This is a genomic window from Pectobacterium sp. IFB5596 (assembly GCF_021432585.1).
Classification (GTDB): Bacteria; Pseudomonadota; Gammaproteobacteria; order Enterobacterales; family Enterobacteriaceae; genus Pectobacterium; species Pectobacterium punjabense.
The window spans coordinates 345533-367635 of record NZ_LXFY01000001.1 but is presented as its reverse complement, the minus strand read 5'-3'; the positions used below and the strand labels follow the sequence as shown (position 1 = coordinate 367635).

The 22103-nt window shown below is 49.5% G+C and carries 22 protein-coding genes; 12 read left to right on the top strand and 10 right to left on the bottom strand.

The window, feature by feature from the left end:
* Window positions 1-241 precede the first annotated feature (241 nt).
* Window positions 242-2107, top strand: coding sequence for a rhamnogalacturonan acetylesterase (locus A6301_RS01790; protein WP_234256954.1), 1866 nt, complete (start codon window positions 242-244; stop codon window positions 2105-2107).
* A 132-nt stretch (window positions 2108-2239) separates the two neighbouring features.
* Here the strand turns inward: A6301_RS01790 and aztD are convergent, their stop codons facing one another.
* The 4 genes from aztD to aztA are packed head-to-tail and all read right to left on the bottom strand — an operon-like array spanning window position 2240 to window position 6093.
* Window positions 2240-3496: a zinc metallochaperone AztD gene (gene aztD, locus A6301_RS01785; protein WP_234256953.1), complete on the bottom strand. Its 1257-nt coding sequence runs from the start codon at window positions 3494-3496 to the stop codon at window positions 2240-2242.
* A 39-nt stretch (window positions 3497-3535) separates the two neighbouring features.
* Entirely contained in the window at window positions 3536-4471 is a 936-nt protein-coding gene (gene aztC / locus A6301_RS01780; protein WP_234256952.1) for a zinc ABC transporter substrate-binding protein AztC, read from the bottom strand.
* A 6-nt stretch (window positions 4472-4477) separates the two neighbouring features.
* Window positions 4478-5368, bottom strand: coding sequence for a zinc ABC transporter permease AztB (gene aztB / locus A6301_RS01775; protein WP_234256951.1), 891 nt, complete (start codon window positions 5366-5368; stop codon window positions 4478-4480).
* Window positions 5368-6093, bottom strand: a complete 726-nt coding sequence (gene aztA / locus A6301_RS01770; RefSeq protein ID WP_205543346.1) for a zinc ABC transporter ATP-binding protein AztA — start codon at window positions 6091-6093, stop codon at window positions 5368-5370. The genes aztB and aztA overlap by 1 nt, the downstream gene beginning before the upstream one ends.
* A 410-nt stretch (window positions 6094-6503) precedes the next feature.
* Here aztA and A6301_RS01765 point away from each other — a divergent pair, with 410 nt between their 5' ends.
* From A6301_RS01765 to A6301_RS01750, 4 genes are all read left to right on the top strand, one after another.
* Complete coding sequence (locus A6301_RS01765) at window positions 6504-7097, top strand: hypothetical protein (RefSeq protein ID WP_234256950.1); 594 nt, start codon at window positions 6504-6506, stop codon at window positions 7095-7097.
* A gap of 239 nt (window positions 7098-7336) precedes the next feature.
* Window positions 7337-8401 (top strand): MBL fold metallo-hydrolase, encoded by a 1065-nt coding sequence (locus A6301_RS01760; RefSeq protein WP_234256949.1) that lies wholly within the window; start codon window positions 7337-7339, stop codon window positions 8399-8401.
* A gap of 377 nt (window positions 8402-8778) precedes the next feature.
* Window positions 8779-9387 (top strand): hypothetical protein, encoded by a 609-nt coding sequence (locus A6301_RS01755; RefSeq protein ID WP_234256948.1) that lies wholly within the window; start codon window positions 8779-8781, stop codon window positions 9385-9387.
* Window positions 9384-9884, top strand: a complete 501-nt coding sequence (locus A6301_RS01750) for a surface-adhesin E family protein (protein WP_205542471.1) — start codon at window positions 9384-9386, stop codon at window positions 9882-9884. The genes A6301_RS01755 and A6301_RS01750 overlap by 4 nt, the downstream gene beginning before the upstream one ends.
* A 122-nt stretch (window positions 9885-10006) precedes the next feature.
* Here the strand turns inward: A6301_RS01750 and ychF are convergent, their stop codons facing one another.
* Together ychF and pth are read right to left on the bottom strand one after the other, a co-directional pair.
* Entirely contained in the window at window positions 10007-11098 is a 1092-nt protein-coding gene (ychF, locus tag A6301_RS01745) for a redox-regulated ATPase YchF (protein WP_005968457.1), read from the bottom strand.
* A gap of 129 nt (window positions 11099-11227) precedes the next feature.
* The gene (gene pth, locus A6301_RS01740; RefSeq protein ID WP_107169547.1) at window positions 11228-11815 is read right to left on the bottom strand and encodes an aminoacyl-tRNA hydrolase; all 588 of its coding nucleotides are present in this window, start codon (window positions 11813-11815) and stop codon (window positions 11228-11230) included.
* Window positions 11816-12128: 313 nt separating this feature from the next.
* Here pth and ychH point away from each other — a divergent pair, with 313 nt between their 5' ends.
* A complete protein-coding gene (gene ychH / locus A6301_RS01735) occupies window positions 12129-12398 on the top strand; it encodes a stress-induced protein YchH (protein ID WP_107169546.1) in 270 nt (89 codons plus the stop codon).
* 170 nt (window positions 12399-12568) lie between these two features.
* Here ychH and prs read toward each other — a convergent pair whose 3' ends face one another.
* The 3 genes from prs to lolB all read right to left on the bottom strand — a co-directional run bounded on the left by prs (window position 12569) and on the right by lolB (window position 15153).
* Window positions 12569-13516: a ribose-phosphate diphosphokinase gene (prs, locus tag A6301_RS01730; protein WP_005968468.1), complete on the bottom strand. Its 948-nt coding sequence runs from the start codon at window positions 13514-13516 to the stop codon at window positions 12569-12571.
* A gap of 137 nt (window positions 13517-13653) precedes the next feature.
* Window positions 13654-14526 carry a 4-(cytidine 5'-diphospho)-2-C-methyl-D-erythritol kinase gene (ispE, locus tag A6301_RS01725; protein ID WP_234256947.1) on the bottom strand — a complete coding sequence of 291 codons (873 nt, stop codon included), beginning with the start codon at window positions 14524-14526 and terminating at the stop codon, window positions 13654-13656.
* Window positions 14527-14529: 3 nt separating this feature from the next.
* Window positions 14530-15153 (bottom strand): lipoprotein insertase outer membrane protein LolB, encoded by a 624-nt coding sequence (lolB, locus tag A6301_RS01720; RefSeq protein WP_107169544.1) that lies wholly within the window; start codon window positions 15151-15153, stop codon window positions 14530-14532.
* Window positions 15154-15385: 232 nt separating this feature from the next.
* Between lolB and hemA the strand changes: the two genes are divergently transcribed.
* The 6 genes from hemA to kdsA all read left to right on the top strand — a co-directional run bounded on the left by hemA (window position 15386) and on the right by kdsA (window position 20752).
* Window positions 15386-16642, top strand: coding sequence for a glutamyl-tRNA reductase (hemA, locus tag A6301_RS01715; protein ID WP_137741328.1), 1257 nt, complete (start codon window positions 15386-15388; stop codon window positions 16640-16642).
* A gap of 33 nt (window positions 16643-16675) precedes the next feature.
* Window positions 16676-17758, top strand: coding sequence for a peptide chain release factor 1 (gene prfA / locus A6301_RS01710; RefSeq protein ID WP_107169542.1), 1083 nt, complete (start codon window positions 16676-16678; stop codon window positions 17756-17758).
* Window positions 17758-18603: a peptide chain release factor N(5)-glutamine methyltransferase gene (gene prmC / locus A6301_RS01705; RefSeq protein WP_234256946.1), complete on the top strand. Its 846-nt coding sequence runs from the start codon at window positions 17758-17760 to the stop codon at window positions 18601-18603. Before prfA ends, prmC begins: the two co-directional genes overlap by 1 nt.
* A gap of 5 nt (window positions 18604-18608) precedes the next feature.
* A complete protein-coding gene (locus A6301_RS01700) occupies window positions 18609-19010 on the top strand; it encodes a SirB2 family protein (RefSeq protein WP_107169540.1) in 402 nt (133 codons plus the stop codon).
* A gap of 2 nt (window positions 19011-19012) precedes the next feature.
* Window positions 19013-19822, top strand: a complete 810-nt coding sequence (gene sirB1 / locus A6301_RS01695; RefSeq protein ID WP_234256945.1) for an invasion regulator SirB1 — start codon at window positions 19013-19015, stop codon at window positions 19820-19822.
* A 75-nt stretch (window positions 19823-19897) separates the two neighbouring features.
* A complete protein-coding gene (kdsA, locus tag A6301_RS01690; protein WP_234256944.1) occupies window positions 19898-20752 on the top strand; it encodes a 3-deoxy-8-phosphooctulonate synthase in 855 nt (284 codons plus the stop codon).
* Between the two features lie 80 nt (window positions 20753-20832).
* On the opposite strand, the gene ydgH is transcribed toward kdsA, so the two are convergent.
* Window positions 20833-21786, bottom strand: a complete 954-nt coding sequence (ydgH, locus tag A6301_RS01685; RefSeq protein WP_107169538.1) for a DUF1471 family protein YdgH — start codon at window positions 21784-21786, stop codon at window positions 20833-20835.
* Window positions 21787-22103 lie beyond the last annotated feature (317 nt).

Sequence of the window (22103 nt, the reverse complement as noted above, 5' to 3'; positions counted from 1 at the left end):
AAGGTGATGGTCAGTCAACTGCCAAGTCATATTCCATTTCTACCAAAAATAGTCATTACACACGCAAGCGGTAGCACGGTGAATACCGTAAAACACGAAATATTGGATAGCAGTCTACTGAAACACGTCTACAACAACATGAAAAATAGGAAATATCTATTTTTAGTGATGCTCGCCACATAATAATAAACTATATCGTGAAATATTACGGCGTACTCTGACTGCATGAATACACTGATGAATGACCACCGTGAATCAGCATAATTATTTTGGCAAAATGTTAATAGCGGTAGCCAGTGTGGTCATTGATGACAATACAATTAAAAAAAGGAGAGAATATTACATGAAGTATCCTGCTTTATTTGGAGCGCTAGCTCTGAGTGTTTTCGTTAATGCCTACGCAGCGGGCGGTAATGGGGATTCCTCGATAGTGAGTTATTCCAATTCGCAATCTAGCATGAGCGCCAGTAAACCGAGCAATCAAAAAGCCGTCACGATCCACATGCTTGGTGACTCAACGATGACACACTATACAGATGCCCGTAGACCGCAAATGGGATGGGGTGAAGCGATGCCCCAATTCTTCAATTCAAACGTCACCGTTAAAAACTGGGCGCTTGGCGGGCGTAGTTCGCGCAGTTTCTTTTATGAAGCCACGCGTTGGCCAGAGATCTTGCCTCAAATTCAGGCTGGCGATTATGTCATTATACAATTTGGGCATAATGACCAAAAAACGGACGCTAGCTATGCCGCATACGGTACTTATGCATATTGTAGCGATGGAACAATCGAGGGGGATACGTGTGCAGGTTCGCCGGATGCGATTGATCCGACAGTAGATAAATCTGAGCATTCGTACTATCAATTTTTGAAAAGATATATCACTGCGATTAAAGCGAAAGGCGCATACCCCATTCTGATGACGCCGATTGTACGCAAATACTTTGAAGGCACGACGATCAAACCAGAAGGCCGCCACAATGTGGGTGTCAAGAACGGCGAGATCTATGAACGTGGCAATTACCCAGCAGCGATGAAAGAGGTTGCCGCCAAATACCATGTGCCGATCGTCGATCTCACGACGGAAACCAAAACTATCGTAGAGGCTTACGGTGATGCGGCAGCCAAGGCAAATTTATACATTGCGGCGGATAGTACACACCCACAAATTCTGTTCGCCAATTTGATTGCCAAGCGCGCCGTCGAGGGAATGTCCAGGTTGGGCATCTTGAAGAATTACATGGTGTCTGTTACTTCGCTGATCGCCAGCCCGAACCCTCTTGCATGGGGTACACGCTACACTGGGGTTGCGACGATTAAGGCGATGACGGTTTCCGCCTTCGATCTGACCCCGGATCTGGGCACGGTGACGGTTCAGTCTCCTTCTACGAATTTTGAACTGTCGTTCGATCAAACGGCGTGGAATTCGTCACTCAACATTCCATACACGAATGGTTCTTTTACAAAAACAGTATACGTCCGTTTCACGCCATCCGATGTCGTAGATTACAACAAGGTCATCTCGTTTACTCTCGGTTCGTCTACTATCGGTTCTCTAACCGTATCGGGCAAGGGAGTGCAGGCGGGAGCAGGTCTTGATTCTTACGCGTCTTGGTTTAGCACGGGTTCATCCCTGGCACCAACCACTGATGGAACACTGACGGCAACGGATGCCACAGTAAGCAATCTAAGGACGACAACGACCAAAGTGATGGCCGTCGATGGTCAAGATACGAGCGTAGTTCGCTATGTAGTAGATACCTGGACATCGCGTGACAATACAAAATATCTGCAATTCATGGCAACACCGACAGGTTCGTTGAACGCTAACAAAATATCAATGCATTACGCGACAAGCGGCGGTTCGACAGTGCAAGCCGATATGGAGTACTCGACCGATAACATCAAGTGGACGCGCCTCAATGGGAGTAAACCCTTGTCTTCAGCGAAGGATGTGATGACATATGTGGAGTATGATAACCTTGCCATTCAGGTACCGTCAGGCAAATCCCTGTATATCCGTATCTATCCGTGGAATACGGCAGGTACAGCGGGTAAATCCCTCGCGTTGTATGGCGTGAAGGTGACAGGTAAAGTATCTAAGTAAGAAAACGTGATGAAAAGGTCGTAGCCATGCGGCAACTTTTCAGACCGGTGGACAGCGTCGAAAGCCCGCATGTTTCGCGGGCTTTCTTCATGGTGTCTAGCTCCCCAGCTAAGCTGGGGTTCCGTTTAGATCTTAATGCTGATGGTCATGGGAATGGCCATGCTCATGGTCGTGGGAGTGACCGTGTTCATGCACTTTTCCTGAACCGCCAACGGCAACAATATTGAAAGGATGTCCCTGTACCGTAATCGTACTGGTTTCTTTCAAATCCACCGCGTTCAGCACGTGAACTTTGCTCTTCAGAGGATCGGTAATATAGATATTGTCAGCCGCAATCGCGATACGTGGACGCGGATCGTTCCAGTGACCGTCCATAGAGTAGGGCTCCGTGACGCGTACTGATTTGGTAATTTCCCCCTTCAGCACATCAACCTGATTTAACTTGCCATCTTCCGTAAAGACGTAGGCGAATTTCGGACGTACCGGGTCGACGGCAAAATGTACGCGGCGGGTCGGAAGTTGCACCAGGCGGAAACTTTGGGCTTCGGTTGGGTCGATAAGCACGATACGATCTGGACCATAGTTACCGATGAAATACTGCATACCTTTGCCACCGATAAGTGTGGAGACGCTGCCTTTCGGTAATGTGCTGGAGTAAGGCAGATGGCGTATTTCAGGCGTATCGCCTTTCTGAGTGATCAGTAACAGACCCGTTTCGCAGGACAGGGCGTAAGTGTCACCGGAACCGGCAGAGCCATGCAGACCTGGGCAGGCCACATTGTCGCCGACAATTTTACTGTCCAGGCTAATCACTCGAGCACCGATCGGGCGTTTGGACGCGTCTTCTGGGTTCGGAACAGAGACAACGGCATGGTTGTCATATGGCACGGCAACACCATGATGCGGGGCGCTGACGAACACGCGTTTCGCATCATTGACGCCATCCAGCGCGGCGGCTTCGCTATAGACCATCGTGTAACGCTCACCGTCAAACCATTGAGCAACCTTACCCTGACGCTCAACGAAATGGCCCGGTTTGCCGCCGGTTAGCTGAGTTTTCAGTAGTTTGGGTTCATCGATGTCAATATCAGCGTGATCGCCGTGATCGTGAAACGAAATCCCAGAGCCGATCATCGATACGGTTCCTGCGCTGCCCTGAACGGCATACACTGTAGCACCGCTTTCACTGCGATAGAGCGCCGCGGGCCCTTTCAGGGCGAAGGAAGTCAGTTTGTCACCATCAAGGGCATCAATCACATTCACCACGGGTTTATCGTGATCGGCGACGAAAAGACGCCAGGCGGTAACATCCTCTTCTGCCGCCATTGCTGAGCCAACTGAGCTTAGCAAAAGCGCTGAAATGGACAGTGATAATAAACGCTTTTTCATGTGGTTCTCCATTATAAAATAGTCTGGATTAGGATGAAATCAGGGGACATGCTTGTCGTCGGCCAGCGCTGACACGATGGTGTTGACGTTATGCTGCATCATGTCGATATAGCTCGGTGCAGGGCCGGAAGGCGCGGAGAGCGCGTCGGAATAGAGCACACCTGAGACGGATAAACCGGCTTCGGATGCAATTTGTTCCACCATACGTGGGTTTGAAATATTCTCAGCGAAAACCGCTGCGGCATGGTTTTTCTTTATCTCGCGCAGAATGCCGGCGACATCTGCGGCAGAGGCTTCAGACTCGGTCGATACTCCCTGAGGGGATAAAAAGTGAATGCCGTGTTCGTGTTCGAAATAGCGAAAAGCATTGTGACCGACCACGACGGTACGGCGCGATTCCGGGATACGGGCTAGCGCGTTATTAATGTTTACGCCAAGTTTGGTCAGTTTTTCCTCATAGGTTTTGGCGTTCGCCTGATAAGTCTCACAGCCGTTTTTATCCGCTGCGCAAAACGCGGCGGTGATGTTCTTTACGTAGATATGCGCATTGGACAACGATTGCCAGGCATGAGGATCGAAAGGTGCGGCGTGGAACACGGCTTTGCCATTGTAGAAATGGTAATGACCACCTGCGGGGTCGCGAATGATCTCTGCGCCGTTTGTCGCTTCAATGACCGGAGCCTTACTCTCACTGGCCTGAATTAGCCGGTTGATAAAGCCCTCGAACTGTAATCCATTGATTAAAATCACGTCAGCTTTGGCCATGGCAATCGCATCCGCCGGGGATGGCTCATAGACATGCGCATCGCTATTGGGGCCAACGAGGGTACGTAATTCAATGCGATCCTGACCGATATTTTTCGCCATATCGCCAAGAATGGAAAAGCTGGCGATAACGTTAAGTCTGGCGCTGGCCTGTAGCGAGAACGACAGGAAAAGCAGGGCGGCGACGCCAAGCGTCGTGGTAATTCTCATGATGATTTACTCCGTGCGGGAAAGGCGCGTGTTAACTAAGGATGCATGAGGACGGCGTCGGGCGTTTTTCATCATCGCCACGCTGGTTGAGAGCAGATAGAAAACGCCGTTGGCGAGAATAATGGCTGGGCCTGATGGCAGCGAATAATGGTAGGAGAACAACAGGCCGGAAATGCAGGCCACCATGCCGATTAACACTGAAACCAGACAAAGTGTGATGACGCGCCGAGTCCAGAAGCGAGCGGTGACGGCGGGGAGGATCATCAACCCCACCGACAGCAGCGTGCCCAACGCCTGGTAGCCTGCCACAAGGTTTATCACCACCAGCGTGAGGAACAGAAAATGAACCGCCGAGCCGAGTCGGGACACTGTGCGTAGGAACAGCGGGTCCAAACATTCGGCAATTAAGGCACGCCACAGCAGCGACAGTATTAGTAAAGAAACAGCGGACACCGAGGCGATCAGTATCAGCGCCTCTGCATTCAGCGCCAAAACGGAACCGAATAGAACATGCATCAAGTCGACGCTCGAGCCGCGTAGTGAGACGATAAGTACCCCGAGCGCCAGCGAAATAAGGTAAAACGCTGCCATTGAGGCATCTTCCTTTTGTACCGTTAACCGCGATACGATGCCGGCACCCAGTGCTACCACTAATCCGGCGACCATGCCGCCGAGCGTCATCGGAATGATTTCCAATCCGTAGAGCAGAAAACCAATAGCGGCACCGGGCAGCACGGCATGGGACATGGCATCCCCTACCAAACTCATACGACGTAGGGTCAGAAATACGCCTACCGGACATGCGCTGAGCGACAGTAATAACGCACCCACTAGCGCTCGGCGCATGAAGCCAAATTCAACAAACGGGTTAATAAGCAGATCGTAAAGCCAGAGCATTATCGACCTCCTACTGCATACCGTACGGTATTATGCTGGCAGAAGACGGGCGAGTGCAGGCTATGTTCCATCACCCATTGGGTTTCTCCCCAGGCGACTACTGTACCGTTGACCATTAATGTCTCAGGAAAATGGCGAAGCACCAGTTCAGGGTCGTGGATCACTACGATGACGGTACGTTCTTGGGCGTGCCAGCTTTTAATCAGCGTCAGCATCTCTTGTGTGGTCGCGGTATCAATGGCATTAAAGGGTTCATCGAGCAAAATGATATTGGCATTCTGAACAATCACCCGTGCAAACAGAGCTCGCTGAAACTGCCCGCCAGACAGAGCACTGAGTGGCTTATTGTCAAAATTAGCTAGCCCGACGGTGGCAAGCGCCTGAGATATACGCATCCGATCGTCACGGCGATGCCAGCGTAATAAACCTCGATCCTGCCAGAGTCCCAGTGAGACCAGATCGCGCACGTTAGCAGGAAAGCTACGATCCAGTTCCGATAGCTGTGGCAGATAAGCAATGCGGGCACCCGATGCGATTCGGCAGGCGCCTGATAGCGGCTGGAGTATTCCGGCAATCCCTTTCAGCAACGTTGATTTACCTGAACCGTTTGGCCCGACTACTGCTGTCAGGGAGCCTGTGTGTACCGAACCGCTGACAGCGCTCAATGCTGGATTTCCATCGTAACCGAGGGTCAGTTCTTCGATCTGTACTGCAAAATCCGTCATCTCACTCATGTTCCATTCCAGTTTTAACAAGTGAAATGTTATAACATTACATTAATGAGTGTAAATATCTAAGACGCCTTTTGCTGCAAAAACTGAACACGGTATGAAAATTAACCCAATAAAAACGCACTAAGCGCAGGGAAAATTCCCTGATGATGTTTTTGATGACATCGAAATGTTTTATAACAGTAAATGCCGGCACGGTTTGAGTTGCCAGATTTCACTGGCTGAATATGAGCAACCGTATTATCAATGACTCGATGTTGCCTTAGCGGTGTTATTTCATTGGCAGAGATGCTGCTGTCGCGTTTAAACGTGGTAAAAAAGCCATAAAACTATCGACGTTAGCGTGATAAGAATTGCGAGTGGTGAGATAGAGTAATGCACACAATAAAGAGTAGGGGAATACAATGAAAACCAGTGTGATAAAGAAAGGGATTGCAGGGCTATTACTGGTACTGCCGCTGTTCGGGGTTGCCGAGACAAAGGACCCAGATTTGTTCGTCGGCTATACCACTCAAGATCTTACCGATGCGTTACCTACGCGGTTGTTGAGTATGGTTCAGCGAGACAAAGTCGTCGATGCGCCAAACCACATGGTTCAGACCGAATATGTTGACCCTACGACAGGCAATAAGGCGCTGGTTTCATTGTTTATGTTGCCACCAGATAAAGATGGCACTATCCCGATTGCCTCTAAACCCAGCGATTTGGATGCGGTGATTGCCAGTACGGAAAAAGAGATGCTGCGTCAGCGTATCAAACCCGATCAGCGCGCGGGAAAAATTGACGATGCGACGCCTTTTCGCTGCTTACAAACGATTCTGAATAACAAGGTTCTGCATTCGCTGTGCTCGACGCTGATTAAAGGACGCGTACTGGAAGTTCAGGCGATCAATACCGTCGAAAATATTCAGGATGAGGTCGGATTAAATAAAGTCATCGGACAACAGAACGAATTCGTTATCGGGATGGGAAAAACGCTGCTGGCGCTTAAAAAATAGTATTCAGGTGGCGCAGTATAAGAGAGGCGCCATCGATGAGATATCGCGGTTATTTCTCATCAAAGCCCTGAGCGAAGGCGAATGTCTTCGCTTTTTTTGCACCAAAAACCCCCCGATTCTCCCTTGCCATACTCTCTGCGTTCGTGCATAACTGCCAGAGCCAGAGAGTTGATGCCTGATATTATCATTACGAAAAAATATTCATTGTATTCATTACAAAACGACACCGGATAAACCCTATGCTTTTGTTACTCGTTTTGGTTGTAATCGTAGTCGCCATCTATGGGTGGTTAAAGCAGCCGCAATATGTTTCACCAGAGGTAAAACCTCAACCGGAAAACCCGCTCTTTCACGATGGCGCATTTCATAACCCAGTGGCTCGCCCGACGGTCGATAGCCAGAACCGATTCGCGCTGCTGTACCGCTTTCTTTTCGAGAAAGACGCTGGCGCGTTGCCAGATACCCGTCTGCCATCGGAAAAAACCGATCTGCATCAGTTAAGCAAAGCGGATAACGTCATCATCTGGATGGGACACTCTAGCTACTTTATTCAATTGGAAGGGAAAACCTTTCTGCTGGACCCGGTATTTAGCGACAATGCCTCGCCCGTGCCGCGCACCAATATCGCCTTTAAAGGCAGCAATGTGTATTCACCAGAAGATGTTCCCGAAATCGACTATCTGTTGATTACTCACGATCATTGGGATCATCTGGATTACCCAACGTTGAACGCGCTACGCGGAAAAATCCGGCGTATCGTCACGTTAACTGGCGTAGGTTCCTATTTTGTAAAATGGGGTTTTCCCCAGGAAAGTATTACCGAAGGTGACTGGTTCAGTTGCCTGAAAGAGAGCGGGGTGGACATTCATGTGCTTCCTACGCAGCATTTTTCCGGTCGGCTTCTCAAGCATAACCAAACGCTGTGGGGGTCATTTGCGCTGATCACAGCACGGCATCGCCTATATCTTGGAGGAGACAGCGGTTACGGTCCACATTACAAAGAGATCGCCAAACGTTTGGGTGGGTTCGATATTGCGATACTGGAATGCGGGCAATACGATCGGGATTGGCCTCATGTGCATATGAAGCCGGAGGAATGCGCGCAGGCAGCCAGCGATTTACAAGCCAAGGCGGTATTACCGAGTCACAACAGTAAATTTAAGCTGGCGCACCATCGCTGGAACGATCCGCTAGAACGTATTTCACAGGCGAGCGAAAACCAGAGCTGGCGATTAATGACGCCCCGTATTGGTGAGCGCGTTCAGGTTGATAACCCGCAGCAGATTTTTAGTCAGTGGTGGTAACGGGGCAAGAGCGAGAGTTAAGTACATACTGCCGTTATCAATTGTCGGGTTGTCGCCATCAACCAAACATTTTTTCACTCAGGCAATCAATGAATGCCCGGAGTTCAGGAGAGATGTCGCGGCTGGATCACATTATCCTGAACGTCATCAATAACCACGCCATCCATAGCGCATTGTTTTGATTGCCAGATGATTCCAGAATCCACGTTAATGAGAAATGTGTATAAAGACGTCGTTACAAGGAAAGTATTGCTGAGCACACTAGTGCCGATAGCAGGAAGCGGATACACATGACCGACATAATCGTGCAAATATAGGCTTTTTACTTCATGCGATACGATAACGTTATGATTTTATTTAAATAGTAAGGATACTTTATGAAACGTGTAGTTTTTCCTCTCGCCTTTCTGACATTCAGCGTGATGGGGCCAGTACAAGCCGAGTCTCTCCAGGAAAGTTTATTGCATTGTGATAATCGTTTCTTCAGCGAACTTTATGTCCAGCAGAAGATGTTCAGCGGATCTGCCCTACTGAAGATTGATAATAAACACCATGCCTGGTTTGTCCCTCCCAAAAATGGAGGAGACGTTATCTGGTTTTCCCAGCCAGTAAAATCTGACAACTTAGTGATTTCTGGCTATTTCATGCGTCAGAATGATTTAGATGAAATGGGAAAATATTACTTCTGGGGCTTGATTATTGATGGTTCAGCCACAGAGGTTGCTGCTGCTTTATCCAAAGCAAATTGGCAAAAAGCGGGAGATGAATATTTCGCTAATCCTATGATAAAACGCCCCGGAGACCAGATGTGGAAACATAACCCTGGAGCTGCAAGCGGTATTGCGCCAGCGAAAGGAAGTGTGGAAAAACTGGCCTTGTTAAGCGACAGCGGGGATAAAGCGCAATTACTATGCTCGGTACAAGGTAGTGTGACTGATGAGATTTTACTGCCTCTGCGCCCTGACCTGATAGGGAGCGAAAAATGATTAAGTCTTTTGGGCTATGTGCAGTATTAGCATTGCTGGCTGGCTGTACCAGCCACAGCCAACTGAAGAAAGAAAATGTAAATCCCCCTCCAGCAGGCGTGATTAAAATTATGGGCGACGAGCAAGTTCTGACCTTTGCGGATTTGCGTAATGTCTCAACTTATCAGGGTAATAACCGTCTTCGTCGGCTATATATGATCAATAACTATACCGAAAGTAAAAAGATCGGTAAAAACCCCGATATTTATATCACGAGCTCACGAGCTATTACCGTCATCAATTGTGACTCTCTTGAAAGGGCGGTATTCGAACGTGTCTATTTTTCGCAGCCTTATGCACTTGGTGATGTAATAACAATCGTAGACGAAATAGGGCAATGGGCTCCATTTCATAAGGAGTCAATGATGGGGCTTATCGCAGGGATGGTTTGCCAAATTGCGCCAGAACGATTGAAACCGGAACTACCAAAAGAAACGCGCACACCAGTGCTAGGATAAAAAACACGGCTATAAATTGTTTATTTGTTTGTTAAGAAAAATCCACGCAACTGCGTGGATTTTATGGGGTTTGTCAGTCTTCATGCGATGCATTGAGATCGCATGAGACAACAAAATCAAATTTAGACGTTGAACAGGAAGTTCATCACATCGCCATCTTTCACAATGTACTCTTTGCCTTCTGAACGCATTTTCCCAGCTTCTTTCGCGCCTTGTTCACCTTTGTAGGTGATGAAGTCGTCATAGGCGATAGTCTGTGCGCGGATGAAGCCTTTTTCGAAGTCAGTGTGAATTTTTCCTGCGGCCTGTGGGGCAGTAGCACCGACAGGAATGGTCCATGCACGAACTTCTTTCACGCCAGCGGTGAAGTAAGTTTGCAGGTTCAGCAGCTCATAGCCCGCACGGATAACACGGTTCAGACCAGGCTCTTCCAAACCTAACTCGGCCATAAATTCTTCACGGTCGGCATCATCCAGCTCTGCAATATCTGATTCAACGGCGGCACAGACGGCTACGACGACAGAACCTTCAGCAGCAGCGATTTCACGCACTTTATCGAGGTAAGGGTTATTCTCGAAACCGTCTTCGTTAACGTTGGCGATGTACATCGTTGGTTTCAGCGTCAGGAAACTCAGATAACGGATGGCTGCTTTATCGTCGTCACTTAAATCCAGCGAGCGCAGCATGCCTGCGTTTTCCAACTGCGGTAAGCATTTTTCCAGTGCAGCCAGTTCCGCTTTAGCATCTTTATCGCCGCCTTTGGCTCTTTTCTGCACGCGATGAATAGCGCGTTCGCAGGTGTCGAGGTCAGACAATGCCAGTTCAGTGTTGATGACTTCGATATCATCAGCCGGATCAACTTTATTGTTAACGTGGATGATGTTGTCGTTCTCGAAGCAGCGTACAACGTGGCCGATAGCTTCTGTTTCACGGATGTTGGTCAGGAACTGGTTGCCCAAACCTTCACCTTTGGATGCACCTTTTACCAAACCCGCGATATCCACAAATTCCATGGTGGTAGGAAGAATGCGTTGTGGCTTAACGATCTCAGCCAGTTTGTCCAGACGTGGATCGGGCATTGGCACTACGCCGGTGTTCGGCTCGATGGTACAAAACGGGAAGTTGGCCGCTTCGATGCCGGCTTTGGTCAACGCATTGAACAGAGTGGATTTACCGACGTTAGGCAGCCCAACGATACCGCATTTGAATCCCATGTTTATATCACCTTAAATAACTTATTAATCAGGCAATTACTTTCTTTTGCCTGTCAGAATGGAAATATTTCGGCCAATTATACACGGAATGGCGATTTATCTCGATCTGCCATCCGCATTATGAGCAGATTATGCCGCTTTGAAGGCATGCAAGCGGTTCATCGCTTTTATCATGTCTTCTTTCATCAGGATTTCTGTGCAGCGCACCGCTTCGTCAATGGCTCCATCGATCAGCGCTTGTTCACTCATCGGTGGTTTACCTAGCACAAAACCGGTCACTTTGCTTTTATCACCCGGATGGCCTATACCAATGCGTAAACGATGGAAATTCGGGTTATTACCCAATTTACTGATGATGTCCTTCAGTCCATTATGACCGCCGTGCCCACCGCCTAGTTTAAGTTTGGCAATCCCCGGTAATAAATCCAGTTCATCATGTGCAACCAGGATCTCATCAGGCTGAATGCGGTAGAAGGTGGCCATTGCCGCGACAGCTTTTCCACTCAGGTTCATGAATGTAGTAGGAACCAGCAGGCGTACATCTTGCCCAGCCAGATTCAGACGGGCGGTGTAACCGAAAAATTTGCTTTCTTCTTTTAGCGACTGACGATAAGACTCTGCCAAACGATCGACAAACCAAGCGCCCGCATTATGGCGGGTGGCGGCGTATTCAGCGCCGGGATTCGCCAGGCCGACAATTAATTTAATGCTGCTCACGGTATATTCCAGATTACGTGCTTAAGCTTACACAGGGTAGCGTGATTATGAGAACGCTAGTTTACACACCGAGTAGGGGATAACCAAATCTCGGTATTGGGAGGTTAATATAATGTTATTTGTTTAGTTTGGTGATTATTGTGTTTTTTGTCTGTTTACTTATTTAAAAGTAAAAAAATATTAATCATTCCTTTTATCTGTGATCCCTCCCGCAATCATCCGAAAGCATTATTGTCTATAATTACATCAATAATAAGAAAGTAAACGGGAATGGCACTCCGATTCATCCACAGAATTAATCTGGAGGTGGCAGATGAAACGTAAAAACGTGACAGCATTGGGTAATGTGTTGATGGGGCTAGGTATGGTTCTGATGGTTGGCGGTTTTGCCTTCACTATCGCCAGTCAGTTCCCGAAACTGAATGTCCCTGAATATATGACTTATATTGATCTGGTAGGTATCTTTTCTGGCGCAATATTTTGGTTAGTGGGGGCGCGTGTTGGCGGGCGCGAAGAAGTCGCAGACCGTTATTGGTGGGTTAAACACTTTGATAAGCGTTGCCGTCGCCAGCATCACCCATAAGCGTTAATGAAGTTGAATGAACATTGAACAGAAAAGCCGCTGTAGCCTCGCTATGGTGGCTTTTTTCGTTTGTGCGTCAATCAAGGCATTACGCGTACAAATAAGAAAGCCACCTTATTACAGGTGGCTTCATCATTATCTTCCGCGATCGGTTACCCGGTCAGCAGTGATTAATGTTCAAACATCGCAGAAATGGATTCTTCGTTGCTGATACGACGAATCGCTTCGGCCAACATACCAGACAGCGTCAATGTCCGAACATTCGGCAGTGCACGAATGTTTTCCGCCAGCGGAATGGTATCGCAGACAATCACTTCATCAATGACAGAGTTTTTGATGTTCTCGTAAGCATTGCCTGAGAAAATTGGGTGTGTGGCATAAGCGAATACACGTTTAGCCCCACGTTCTTTCAGCGCTTCCGCCGCTTTGCACAGCGTGCCGCCAGTGTCGATCATATCGTCAACCAGCACGCAGTCACGACCCGCGACATCCCCGATGATGTGCATCACCTGAGAAACGTTGGCTCGTGGACGGCGTTTGTCGATAATCGCCATGTCGGTATCGTTCAGCAGTTTAGCGATTGCACGGGCACGTACAACGCCACCGATATCAGGAGAAACCACGATTGGGTTTTCCAGATTCTGTTGCAGCATATCTTCCAGCAGGATCGGGCTACCGAATACGTTATCTACTGGCACATCGAAGAACCCTTGAATCTGCTCAGCGTGCAGATCAACGGTCAGAACACGGTCAACACCGACGCTGGATAGGAAGTCAGCAACAACTTTCGCGGTGATTGGCACACGTGCGGAACGCACGCGACGATCCTGACGGGCATAGCCGAAGTAGGGAATAACGGCGGTAATACGTCCCGCGGAAGCGCGACGCAGAGCATCGACCATCACAACCAGTTCCATTAGGTTGTCATTGGTGGGTGCGCAGGTGGACTGGATGATGAAAATATCACCACCGCGTACATTTTCATTGATTTGCACGCTGACTTCGCCATCGCTAAAACGACCGACAGCGGCGTCGCCAAGGCTAGTGTACAAACGGTTGGCAATACGTTGTGCTAGTTCCGGGATGGCGTTACCAGCAAAAAGCTTCATATCAGGCACGAGAAGAACCTCAGGCTTGCGTCCAGAGAAATATTGTACCTGCCAGGCAGGGAAGAGCAACAGGCACAATATGCATACGGGTGTATGAATTAAGTTTGATACAGACAGGCCGCACGGCAACCGGTGTGTATCAAAACCTAACGTTGCCCAGAAAGTTTACGTTGTAGCGGAGAGACGTTAACGCCTCGTGCGACAAAACCGTTTAACCATTCCGGGGCCTGGTCAAGCACCTGACGGGCTGCGAACTCGGTGTCAAACTCTGCAAACACACAAGCCCCCGTTCCAGTCAGGCGCGCCGGGGCATATTCTAGCAGCCATGAAAGTAGCTGTTCAACCTCACGAAAACGTTTTCTTGCGATAGCTTCACAATCATTGACGAAGGTCTGGTTTAATAAAGTTTCTAAATCACGAACTGGCGAATTTCGCGTCAACTCTGGATCGCCGAAAATCAACGGCGTGGCAATGCTCACGCCAGGGTGCGCTACCAGATACCATTTTTCTGGTGGATTCGCGGGTGTTAACTGTTCGCCGATACCTTCGGCAAAGGCGGCATGTCCACGAACAAACACAGGAACATCTGCACCCAGCTGTAACCCCAATTCAGCCAATGAATCAACACTCAACCCGCTTTGCCACAGATGGTTAAGGGCGACTAAAACAGTGGCGGCATTAGATGAACCACCGCCTAGCCCACCGCCCATTGGCAGGCACTTATCGATACGGATGTCTGCGCCGCGCTGGATGGTGAGAATATTATGGTGTTCGCAGTATTGTTGTAGTAAGCGTGCGGCGCGAACGATCAGATTTTGCTCGTTATCGACACCCTCTACCGGTGTAAGCAGATTAATCTCATCGTCATCACGTGACTGAATCGTCAGCGTATCGCCATAATCCAGAAACTGAAATAGCGTTTGCAGCAGGTGATACCCGTCCTGTCTCTGGCCAGTAATGTAAAGAAACAGATTCAGTTTTGCAGGGGCAGGCCATGTCTCGGTAACCGTTGGTTGCATCGCTTATTTAACCATCCAGTTATTCATTTTCAGCTTAATACGCTGTTCCCCCTGTACGAGTTCCAGACTGGTTGGGAGTGGCGGCGTTAGCTCAGTGTTGTAGCTTTGATAGCTGACATTCCAATTCTGATTACCCTGCCGATAGGTGATGGTTTTCAGCAGATAGCGTTCATCCAGTGTGAATTCGGTGGCATCACCCGGTATACCCAGTATCCATTGGCGTAGATTATTCAATGGTATTGCCATGCCGGTCAGTTGCTGAATCATGTATTCGGCATCTTTACCCACATAACGTTTGCCTTGATTGTCGGTGATTTGCACGCCATCAGGTTGGGCTCGTAGTTCTAATTCAGTGCTGCCGAGTGGATTGGTCAGCAGCAGTCGATAACGCTGTGGCGGAGTGTCCTGCCAGAAAAAATTAGCTGATACTCTTTTGCTATCGGAGATATAGGCAAAAGCGCCGCGGGTTTGATATTGGCTGAGTTGCTGTACTTTTTGCTGATGCTGTTGCCACTCTGGCGACGTAGGACTTGTCCCCGTTTGAGTCGGTTGATTAATACTACAGGCGGCGAGCAATACGCTGGCTAAAGGCAGTAAACGCAGGCATCGGACGGTTTTGGTTGGCATGTCGGTCGTATCCTGTAAATGAATGCAGTTCGTGAAATACGTCACGCTAACGGGCTTACCGCTCAGCGTCAATGATTGTTATTGATTAATGACGTTTATTGTTTTTTGTCAAAAAGTGACTACCTCAGACGAGGTGTATCACGTGCTGTCGCTTTTCTTGCACCCCTGCATCAAGTAGAATGCGACTCAAACGAAATCCATACTAAGACCGGTATTACTCAGAAACAGCCTAATGACCCTGCTTGCGCTTGGTATTAATCACAAAACCGCACCGGTTTCTTTGCGTGAACGCGTTGTGTTCTCACAAGATAAACTCGGCGTGGCCCTCGACAGTCTGTTACAGCAACCGCTGGTACAGGGCGGCGTTGTGCTGTCTACCTGCAATCGCACGGAACTCTATCTTAGCGTTGACGAACAGGAAAACCAGCGTGAGCAATTGATTCGCTGGCTGTGTGAATATCATCAATTGCGTCCGGAAGAGGTTAACGACAGCCTGTACTGGCATCAGGGTAACGCGGCAGTTAGCCATCTGATGCGCGTTGCCAGCGGTCTGGATTCTCTGGTGCTAGGCGAACCGCAGATTTTAGGGCAGGTGAAGAAGGCGTTTGCCGAATCACAGCGTGGTCATTCTCTGTCCAGCGAACTGGAGCGGTTGTTCCAGAAATCCTTTACCGTCGCCAAGCGCGTGCGTACAGAAACGGATATTGGTGCCAGCGCGGTATCGGTAGCGTTTGCTGCATGTACGCTAGCGCGGCAGATTTTTGAGTCACTGGCGGATGTCACGGTGCTGTTGGTGGGAGCAGGAGAAACCATTGAGCTGGTTGCTCGTTATCTTCGCGAGCACAACGTACAAAAGATGGTGATTGCGAACCGCACTCGTGAACGCGCACAGGCGTTGGCAACGGAAGTGGGGGCTGAGGTCATCACGCTGGCAGAACTGGATGAACAACTCGTTCATGCCGATATCGTGATCAGCTCAACGGCAAGTACGTTGCCGATTATCGGAAAAGGAATGATGGAACGGACGCTGAAAGCGAGACGGAATCAGCCAATGCTGATGGTGGATATTGCGGTTCCACGTGATATTGAACCGGAAGTCGGCAAACTGCCGAACGTTTATCTCTACAGCGTGGACGATCTGCACGCGATCATTCAGCATAACCTCGCTCAGCGCAAAGCGGCGGCGGTGCAGGCTGAATCCATCGTGCAGCAAGAAAGCTCCGATTTCATGGCGTGGCTGCGTGCGCAGTCAGCGGTGGAAACGATCCGCGATTATCGCGCTCAGGCCGATGAACTGCGTGCGGAAATGACGGCCAAGGCGTTGGCTGCCATCCAACAAGGCAATGACGTTGAAGCGGTGATTCAAGAATTGACACACCGTTTGACCAACCGCCTGATTCACGCGCCGACCAAATCCCTTCAGCAAGCCGCTCGTGACGGCGATCAAAACCGATTACAAATTTTACGTGACAGCCTTGGGCTGGACTAGCATTCATCTCTATTACAGGATTTAACCGCCCGTATGAAGCCTTCTATTGTTGCTAAACTGGAAGCGTTACAAGAACGCCATGAAGAAGTCCAGGCGTTACTCGGCGAGCCCAGCGTCATCGCTGATATGGATCGCTTTCGCGCATTGTCGCGAGAATATGCTCAGCTTACGGACATTACCCGCTGTTTCCAGCAATGGCAGCAGGCGCAAGAGGATCAGCAGACCGCCGAAATGATGTTGGACGATCCCGAAATGCGCGATATGGCCCAGGAAGAACTGAAAGAAGGTAAAGCGACGATTGAAGCCCTGGAGCAGCAGCTTCAAGTCCTATTGTTGCCGAAAGATCCTGACGATGAGCGCGGCTGTTTCCTTGAAGTGCGCGCGGGAACCGGTGGTGACGAAGCGGCGATCTTTGCTGGCGATCTGTTCCGTATGTACAGCCGTTATGCCGAATCACGCCGCTGGCGCGTCGAGGTTGTGAGCGCCAGCGAGGGCGAACATGGCGGCTATAAAGAAGTCATTGCCAAAATCTCTGGTGACAGCGTGTACGGCCAACTTAAGTTTGAATCTGGCGGCCATCGCGTGCAGCGCGTTCCTGCTACGGAATCTCAGGGACGTATCCATACATCAGCGTGTACCGTCGCCGTCATGGCGGAAGTGCCGGAAGCGGAGATGCCAGACATCAACCCTGCTGATTTACGCATCGATACTTTCCGCTCTTCTGGCGCGGGCGGTCAGCACGTGAATACCACCGATTCCGCTATCCGTATTACCCACTTGCCAACCGGTATTGTTGTGGAATGTCAGGACGAACGTTCACAGCACAAGAACAAAGCTAAAGCGCTGTCTGTGTTGGGCGCGCGCATTCGTGCGGCTGAAGTGCAAAAACGGCAGTTGGAAGAAGCGTCAACGCGCCGTAACCTGCTCGGTAGCGGCGACCGTTCCGACCGTATCCGCACTTACAACTTCCCGCAGGGAAGGGTGACCGATCACCGCATTAACCTGACGCTTTACCGTCTGGATGAGGTTATGGAAGGAAAATTGGATACGCTGATCCAGCCGGTAGTGCAGGAATATCAAGCCGATCAGCTTGCTGCGTTGTCCGAGCAGGAATAATGACGTATCAGGATTGGTTCGTTTCTGCGATGACGCAGCTCGCAACGGGAGAAAGCCCAAAGCGAGATGCGGAAATTCTGCTGGGTTTTGTAACTGGCAAGTCTCGTACATTCTTGCTGGCGTTTGGTGAAACTGAGCTAAGCGCTGCTGAACAGCAGCAACTGTCCGAGCTGCTGGCGCGTCGTGAACAGGGCGAACCTATCGCTTATTTAATCGGTGTGCGCGAGTTCTGGTCACTGCCGCTGGCCGTGTCGCCCGCCACGCTGATTCCTCGTCCTGATACCGAATGTCTGGTCGAGCAAGCGCTGTTGCGTCTGCCACAAACGCCGTGTGATGTGCTGGATTTAGGCACTGGAACCGGCGCGATCGCGTTAGCGATTGCCAGCGAACGGCGCGATTGCCGGGTGACGGGTGTCGATCTTCAACCGAAGGCTGTGGCGTTAGCGACGAAAAATGCCCAGCAATTAAGGCTCGATAACGCTCGTTTCTTGCCCGGAAGTTGGTATTCACCGCTCGATCGCATGCGCTTTGCGCTTATCGTCAGTAATCCACCGTATATCGATGCCGACGATGTGCATTTGTCGCAGGGGGATGTTCGTTTTGAACCTGCCAGCGCCCTGATTGCTGCCGACAACGGGTTGGCGGATTTACGCATCATTATTGAATCTGCCCCACACTATTTAGAGGTCGGTGGCTGGCTGCTGTTGGAACATGGCTGGCAGCAGGGCGACGCGGTGCGCCAGCTATTGCAGGCGCGAGGATTTACACAAATAGCAACGTGTCAGGATTATGGTGGCAACGATCGTGTGTCGTTAGGGCGCTGGTTGGATACCATCAATTATTAGGAGCAATGGACGTGATAACTCTTTACCCAGCCACGATATATCTGCATCTGGCAACGATTGGCATCAGTATTTCCCTGTTTGTCATCCGTTTTTTCTGGCTTTGTCGGCAATCGCCTCTGCTGCAACAGCGTTGGGTTAAAATTCTACCGCATATTAACGATACCTTGTTATTGATCAGCGGTATTGGTTTAATCATTCAGAGTCACACTTATCCGTTTACGCCGGAGCAAAGCTGGCTGACGGAAAAACTGTTTGGCGTTATCATTTATATCCTTCTTGGCGCTATCGCCTTGGGGAAACGCCCCCGTAGCCAGAATGTTCGCGGGCTGGCGTTTGTATCTGCTTTAATATGCTTTGGTGTGGTCGTGCTGCTGGCACTGACCCAGTCACCGTTGCTGATGGAATAATTATGAGTGCTATTGCTGATTTTGAATTCAACCAGTCACTGCTAAGTGATGGTGTCGTGTTGGTTTCACAGGCTATTCGCCGCGACTTTCCCGCTCAGGATGTGCGGCAAAATCTGCAACAGCTGGTTGAGAGCGCCCGGGCTGTTATTCCTGACGATCTTGAGCAAGATCTTCAGCTTGAAAAACTGATTGAGCTGTTTTATCACACGTGGGGATTTGGCGGAGCTGGCGGCGTTTATCGCCTGTCTGATGCGCTATGGTTGGATCAGGTGCTGGAATCTCGTCAGGGCATGCCCGTGTCACTTGGTATCATTTTCCTGCATATCGCAAACGAACTTGGCCTACCGCTGATGCCGGTGATTTTCCCGACGCAGTTGATTCTACGTGCCGACTGGCTCGACGAAGAGATGTGGCTGATCAATCCACTTAATGGCGATACGTTAAGTGAGCACGTGCTGGAAGTCTGGCTGAAAGGTAATATCGGCCCGTCAACCCGCCTGCTGGATGAAGATCTGGATGAGGCTGAGAACGTCCTGATCGTGCGTAAAATGCTCGACACGCTGAAAGTCGCTCTGATGGAAGAAAAACAGATGGAGCTGGCGTTGAGAGCCAGCGAAGCGGTGCTGCAGTTTGACCCGGACGATCCCTATGAAATCCGCGATCGCGGCCTGATTTATGCTCAACTGGATTGCGACCATATTGCGCTGTCCGATCTCAACTATTTCGTTGAACAGTGCCCGGAAGATCCGGTGAGTGAAATGATAAAAGTGCAGATTCACTCGATAGAGCAGAAACAGATTGTCTTGCATTAAAAAAACAGTCTTACATTAAGAAACCGTTTTGCAGTAATGCTACGTTAATTTATTTCCCGACATGAAGGTAAAAGTATGACGAATAAAGTGGTCAAGATAGGGGATATCCCCGTCGCCAACGATCTGCCTTTTGTGCTGTTTGGCGGCATGAATGTTCTTGAATCACGCGATCTGGCAATGCGCATTTGTGAGCATTACGTCACGGTCACGCAGAAGTTGGGCATTCCTTACGTGTTCAAGGCGTCATTCGATAAGGCTAATCGTTCCTCTATTCACTCTTACCGTGGCCCTGGTCTGGAAGAAGGGATGAAAATCTTCCAGGAACTGAAACAGACCTTTGGCGTAAAAATTATCACTGACGTGCATGAATCGCATCAGGCTCAGCCCGTTGCCGATGTGGTTGATGTGATCCAGCTTCCTGCGTTTTTGGCGCGCCAAACCGATCTGGTGGAAGCGATGGCGAAAACCGGTGCGGTAATCAATGTGAAAAAACCGCAATTCGTCAGCCCGGGTCAAATGGGGAACATCGTCGATAAATTCATCGAAGGTGGCAACGATCAGGTAATTCTGTGCGATCGCGGCAGCAACTTCGGTTACGACAATCTGGTTGTCGATATGCTGGGCTTCAATGTCATGAAGCAGGCTTCCAACGGTGCGCCGGTGATTTTTGACGTTACGCATGCGCTACAGTGCCGTGACCCGTTTGGTGCGGCGTCCGGTGGCCGTCGTGGGCAGGTGACTGAACTGGCGCGTGCCGGTATGGCCGTCGGTCTGGCAGGGCTGTTTATTGAAGCTCACCCGGATCCTGCGAATGCGAAGTGTGATGGTCCGTCTGCGCTGCCGCTGGATAAACTGGAGCCGTTCTTGCAACAGATCAAAGCGATTGACGATCTGGTGAAAAATTTCCCAGAGCTGGATACCAGCAAATAATCTGTCGTATTGATGACTGATAGCAAAAACCCGCGATATCGCGGGTTTTTTTATAAGGCTTAGCGGCTACACTGCGTCCGTTATTTATAGAGATCGGCACTGATGGTCATGTTGTTGCCTTTACCTTCCCACTGTCTGGTAATGTGGTAGTACTTGGCACCTTTCTCGCCCGCGCGTTTAGCAACCGCTTCGGATATTTGTGTAATATTGGTGTAGTTGCCGCGGAACTGGATGGAGTCGAAAGGCACCATCTGTGCTGCCGTGGCATTGTTAAGTTCCTGAATTTGCGTACCATCAGGCAACGTTACCGTGTAACGTCCACCTTTTGATGACTGCGTTTCAAAGAAGTTGCCCACGCTGCGGCTAGGACTATCAGAGTAAGCAACGCCAGGGATTTCCACCTTCGCGGCTTCAGCACCACCGGCCGCCAGCGCAGCGCGACCCGCATCAGAATCGGCAGGGATCGCATCAGGTTTTTGAAGCTGGCGTTTTGGCGCATCGGCTTTATAGATAAATGCCGTTGCTCGTTGATTAGCGCTATTCGAGTTCACATCAATCTGGCGTACGATGTAAAACGAGTCAGCATTTTTCTCTTTTGCCGCTTTTGCAATTGCATCGATTAGGTCAGGCTGAGTGCTGAATAAACCGCTCACAGTGACCGTGTCATAAGGTTCCAGCAAATAGGCCGCATCTTTCGGCAGTTCTTTCACGCCGTAGATGGTGCGATATTGCACATCTTGTTTCGCTTTTGGCGCATCTTTGCGATACAGGTCAACAGTAACATTCCAAGAGTCGCTTGTATTCGCATCCGTCATAGATTGCACATAAAACGACGCTGCGCCCGCTTTGTCGGCGCGTTTTGATGCTGCGGCTACCGCTTCATTGATTGCGTTAAATCGTCCTTTAAACGTAATACGTTCAAAGGGTTGCAGGGATTCTGCCTGCTCAGGTGTCAGTTCCTGTGCCGCCTGCGCTGAAAATGCCGAGAGTGATAACAATAATGTGGACGCAATAACAGTAGTCTTCAGCTTCATAAAAAATCCTTTCGCCTTCCTGCAACTCGAATTATTTAAGGTATAGCAATCAACCTGTAACGGAATGGGGTTGATTATCGCACGGAATAAATTCTTGTGCTTTAGCATTTTCAGTGGAGCCGAAAAGCCGTAATGCTTCAGCTAAGAACAAGAAAAGTGCTAATAATAACGGTTAATGATTGTTTTGCCATCATAAGGGATATTTATGTGATTTATCACATTAACAACCTTGTAACACATCGTTTTTGTGAAACAGCACAGAAAAATACTTCCATAATAATGCTACAAAAGGCAGAGAAGAGCATGATTTTCGACCA

Excerpts from the sequence above, each read along its gene's own strand:
- A6301_RS01790 (WP_234256954.1), top strand. The coding sequence starts at position 242 with ATGACCACCGTGAATCAGCATAATTATTTTGGCAAAATGTTAATAGCG.
- aztD (WP_234256953.1), bottom strand. The coding sequence starts at position 3,496 with ATGAAAAAGCGTTTATTATCACTGTCCATTTCAGCGCTTTTGCTAAGC.
- aztC (WP_234256952.1), bottom strand. The coding sequence starts at position 4,471 with ATGAGAATTACCACGACGCTTGGCGTCGCCGCCCTGCTTTTCCTGTCG.
- aztB (WP_234256951.1), bottom strand. The coding sequence starts at position 5,368 with ATGCTCTGGCTTTACGATCTGCTTATTAACCCGTTTGTTGAATTTGGC.
- aztA (WP_205543346.1), bottom strand. The coding sequence starts at position 6,093 with ATGACGGATTTTGCAGTACAGATCGAAGAACTGACCCTCGGTTACGAT.
- A6301_RS01765 (WP_234256950.1), top strand. The coding sequence starts at position 6,504 with ATGAAAACCAGTGTGATAAAGAAAGGGATTGCAGGGCTATTACTGGTA.
- A6301_RS01760 (WP_234256949.1), top strand. The coding sequence starts at position 7,337 with ATGCTTTTGTTACTCGTTTTGGTTGTAATCGTAGTCGCCATCTATGGG.
- A6301_RS01755 (WP_234256948.1), top strand. The coding sequence starts at position 8,779 with ATGAAACGTGTAGTTTTTCCTCTCGCCTTTCTGACATTCAGCGTGATG.
- A6301_RS01750 (WP_205542471.1), top strand. The coding sequence starts at position 9,384 with ATGATTAAGTCTTTTGGGCTATGTGCAGTATTAGCATTGCTGGCTGGC.
- ychF (WP_005968457.1), bottom strand. The coding sequence starts at position 11,098 with ATGGGATTCAAATGCGGTATCGTTGGGCTGCCTAACGTCGGTAAATCC.
- ychH (WP_107169546.1), top strand. The coding sequence starts at position 12,129 with ATGAAACGTAAAAACGTGACAGCATTGGGTAATGTGTTGATGGGGCTA.
- ispE (WP_234256947.1), bottom strand. The coding sequence starts at position 14,526 with ATGCAACCAACGGTTACCGAGACATGGCCTGCCCCTGCAAAACTGAAT.
- lolB (WP_107169544.1), bottom strand. The coding sequence starts at position 15,153 with ATGCCAACCAAAACCGTCCGATGCCTGCGTTTACTGCCTTTAGCCAGC.
- hemA (WP_137741328.1), top strand. The coding sequence starts at position 15,386 with ATGACCCTGCTTGCGCTTGGTATTAATCACAAAACCGCACCGGTTTCT.
- prfA (WP_107169542.1), top strand. The coding sequence starts at position 16,676 with ATGAAGCCTTCTATTGTTGCTAAACTGGAAGCGTTACAAGAACGCCAT.
- prmC (WP_234256946.1), top strand. The coding sequence starts at position 17,758 with ATGACGTATCAGGATTGGTTCGTTTCTGCGATGACGCAGCTCGCAACG.
- A6301_RS01700 (WP_107169540.1), top strand. The coding sequence starts at position 18,609 with ATGGACGTGATAACTCTTTACCCAGCCACGATATATCTGCATCTGGCA.
- sirB1 (WP_234256945.1), top strand. The coding sequence starts at position 19,013 with ATGAGTGCTATTGCTGATTTTGAATTCAACCAGTCACTGCTAAGTGAT.
- kdsA (WP_234256944.1), top strand. The coding sequence starts at position 19,898 with ATGACGAATAAAGTGGTCAAGATAGGGGATATCCCCGTCGCCAACGAT.
- ydgH (WP_107169538.1), bottom strand. The coding sequence starts at position 21,786 with ATGAAGCTGAAGACTACTGTTATTGCGTCCACATTATTGTTATCACTC.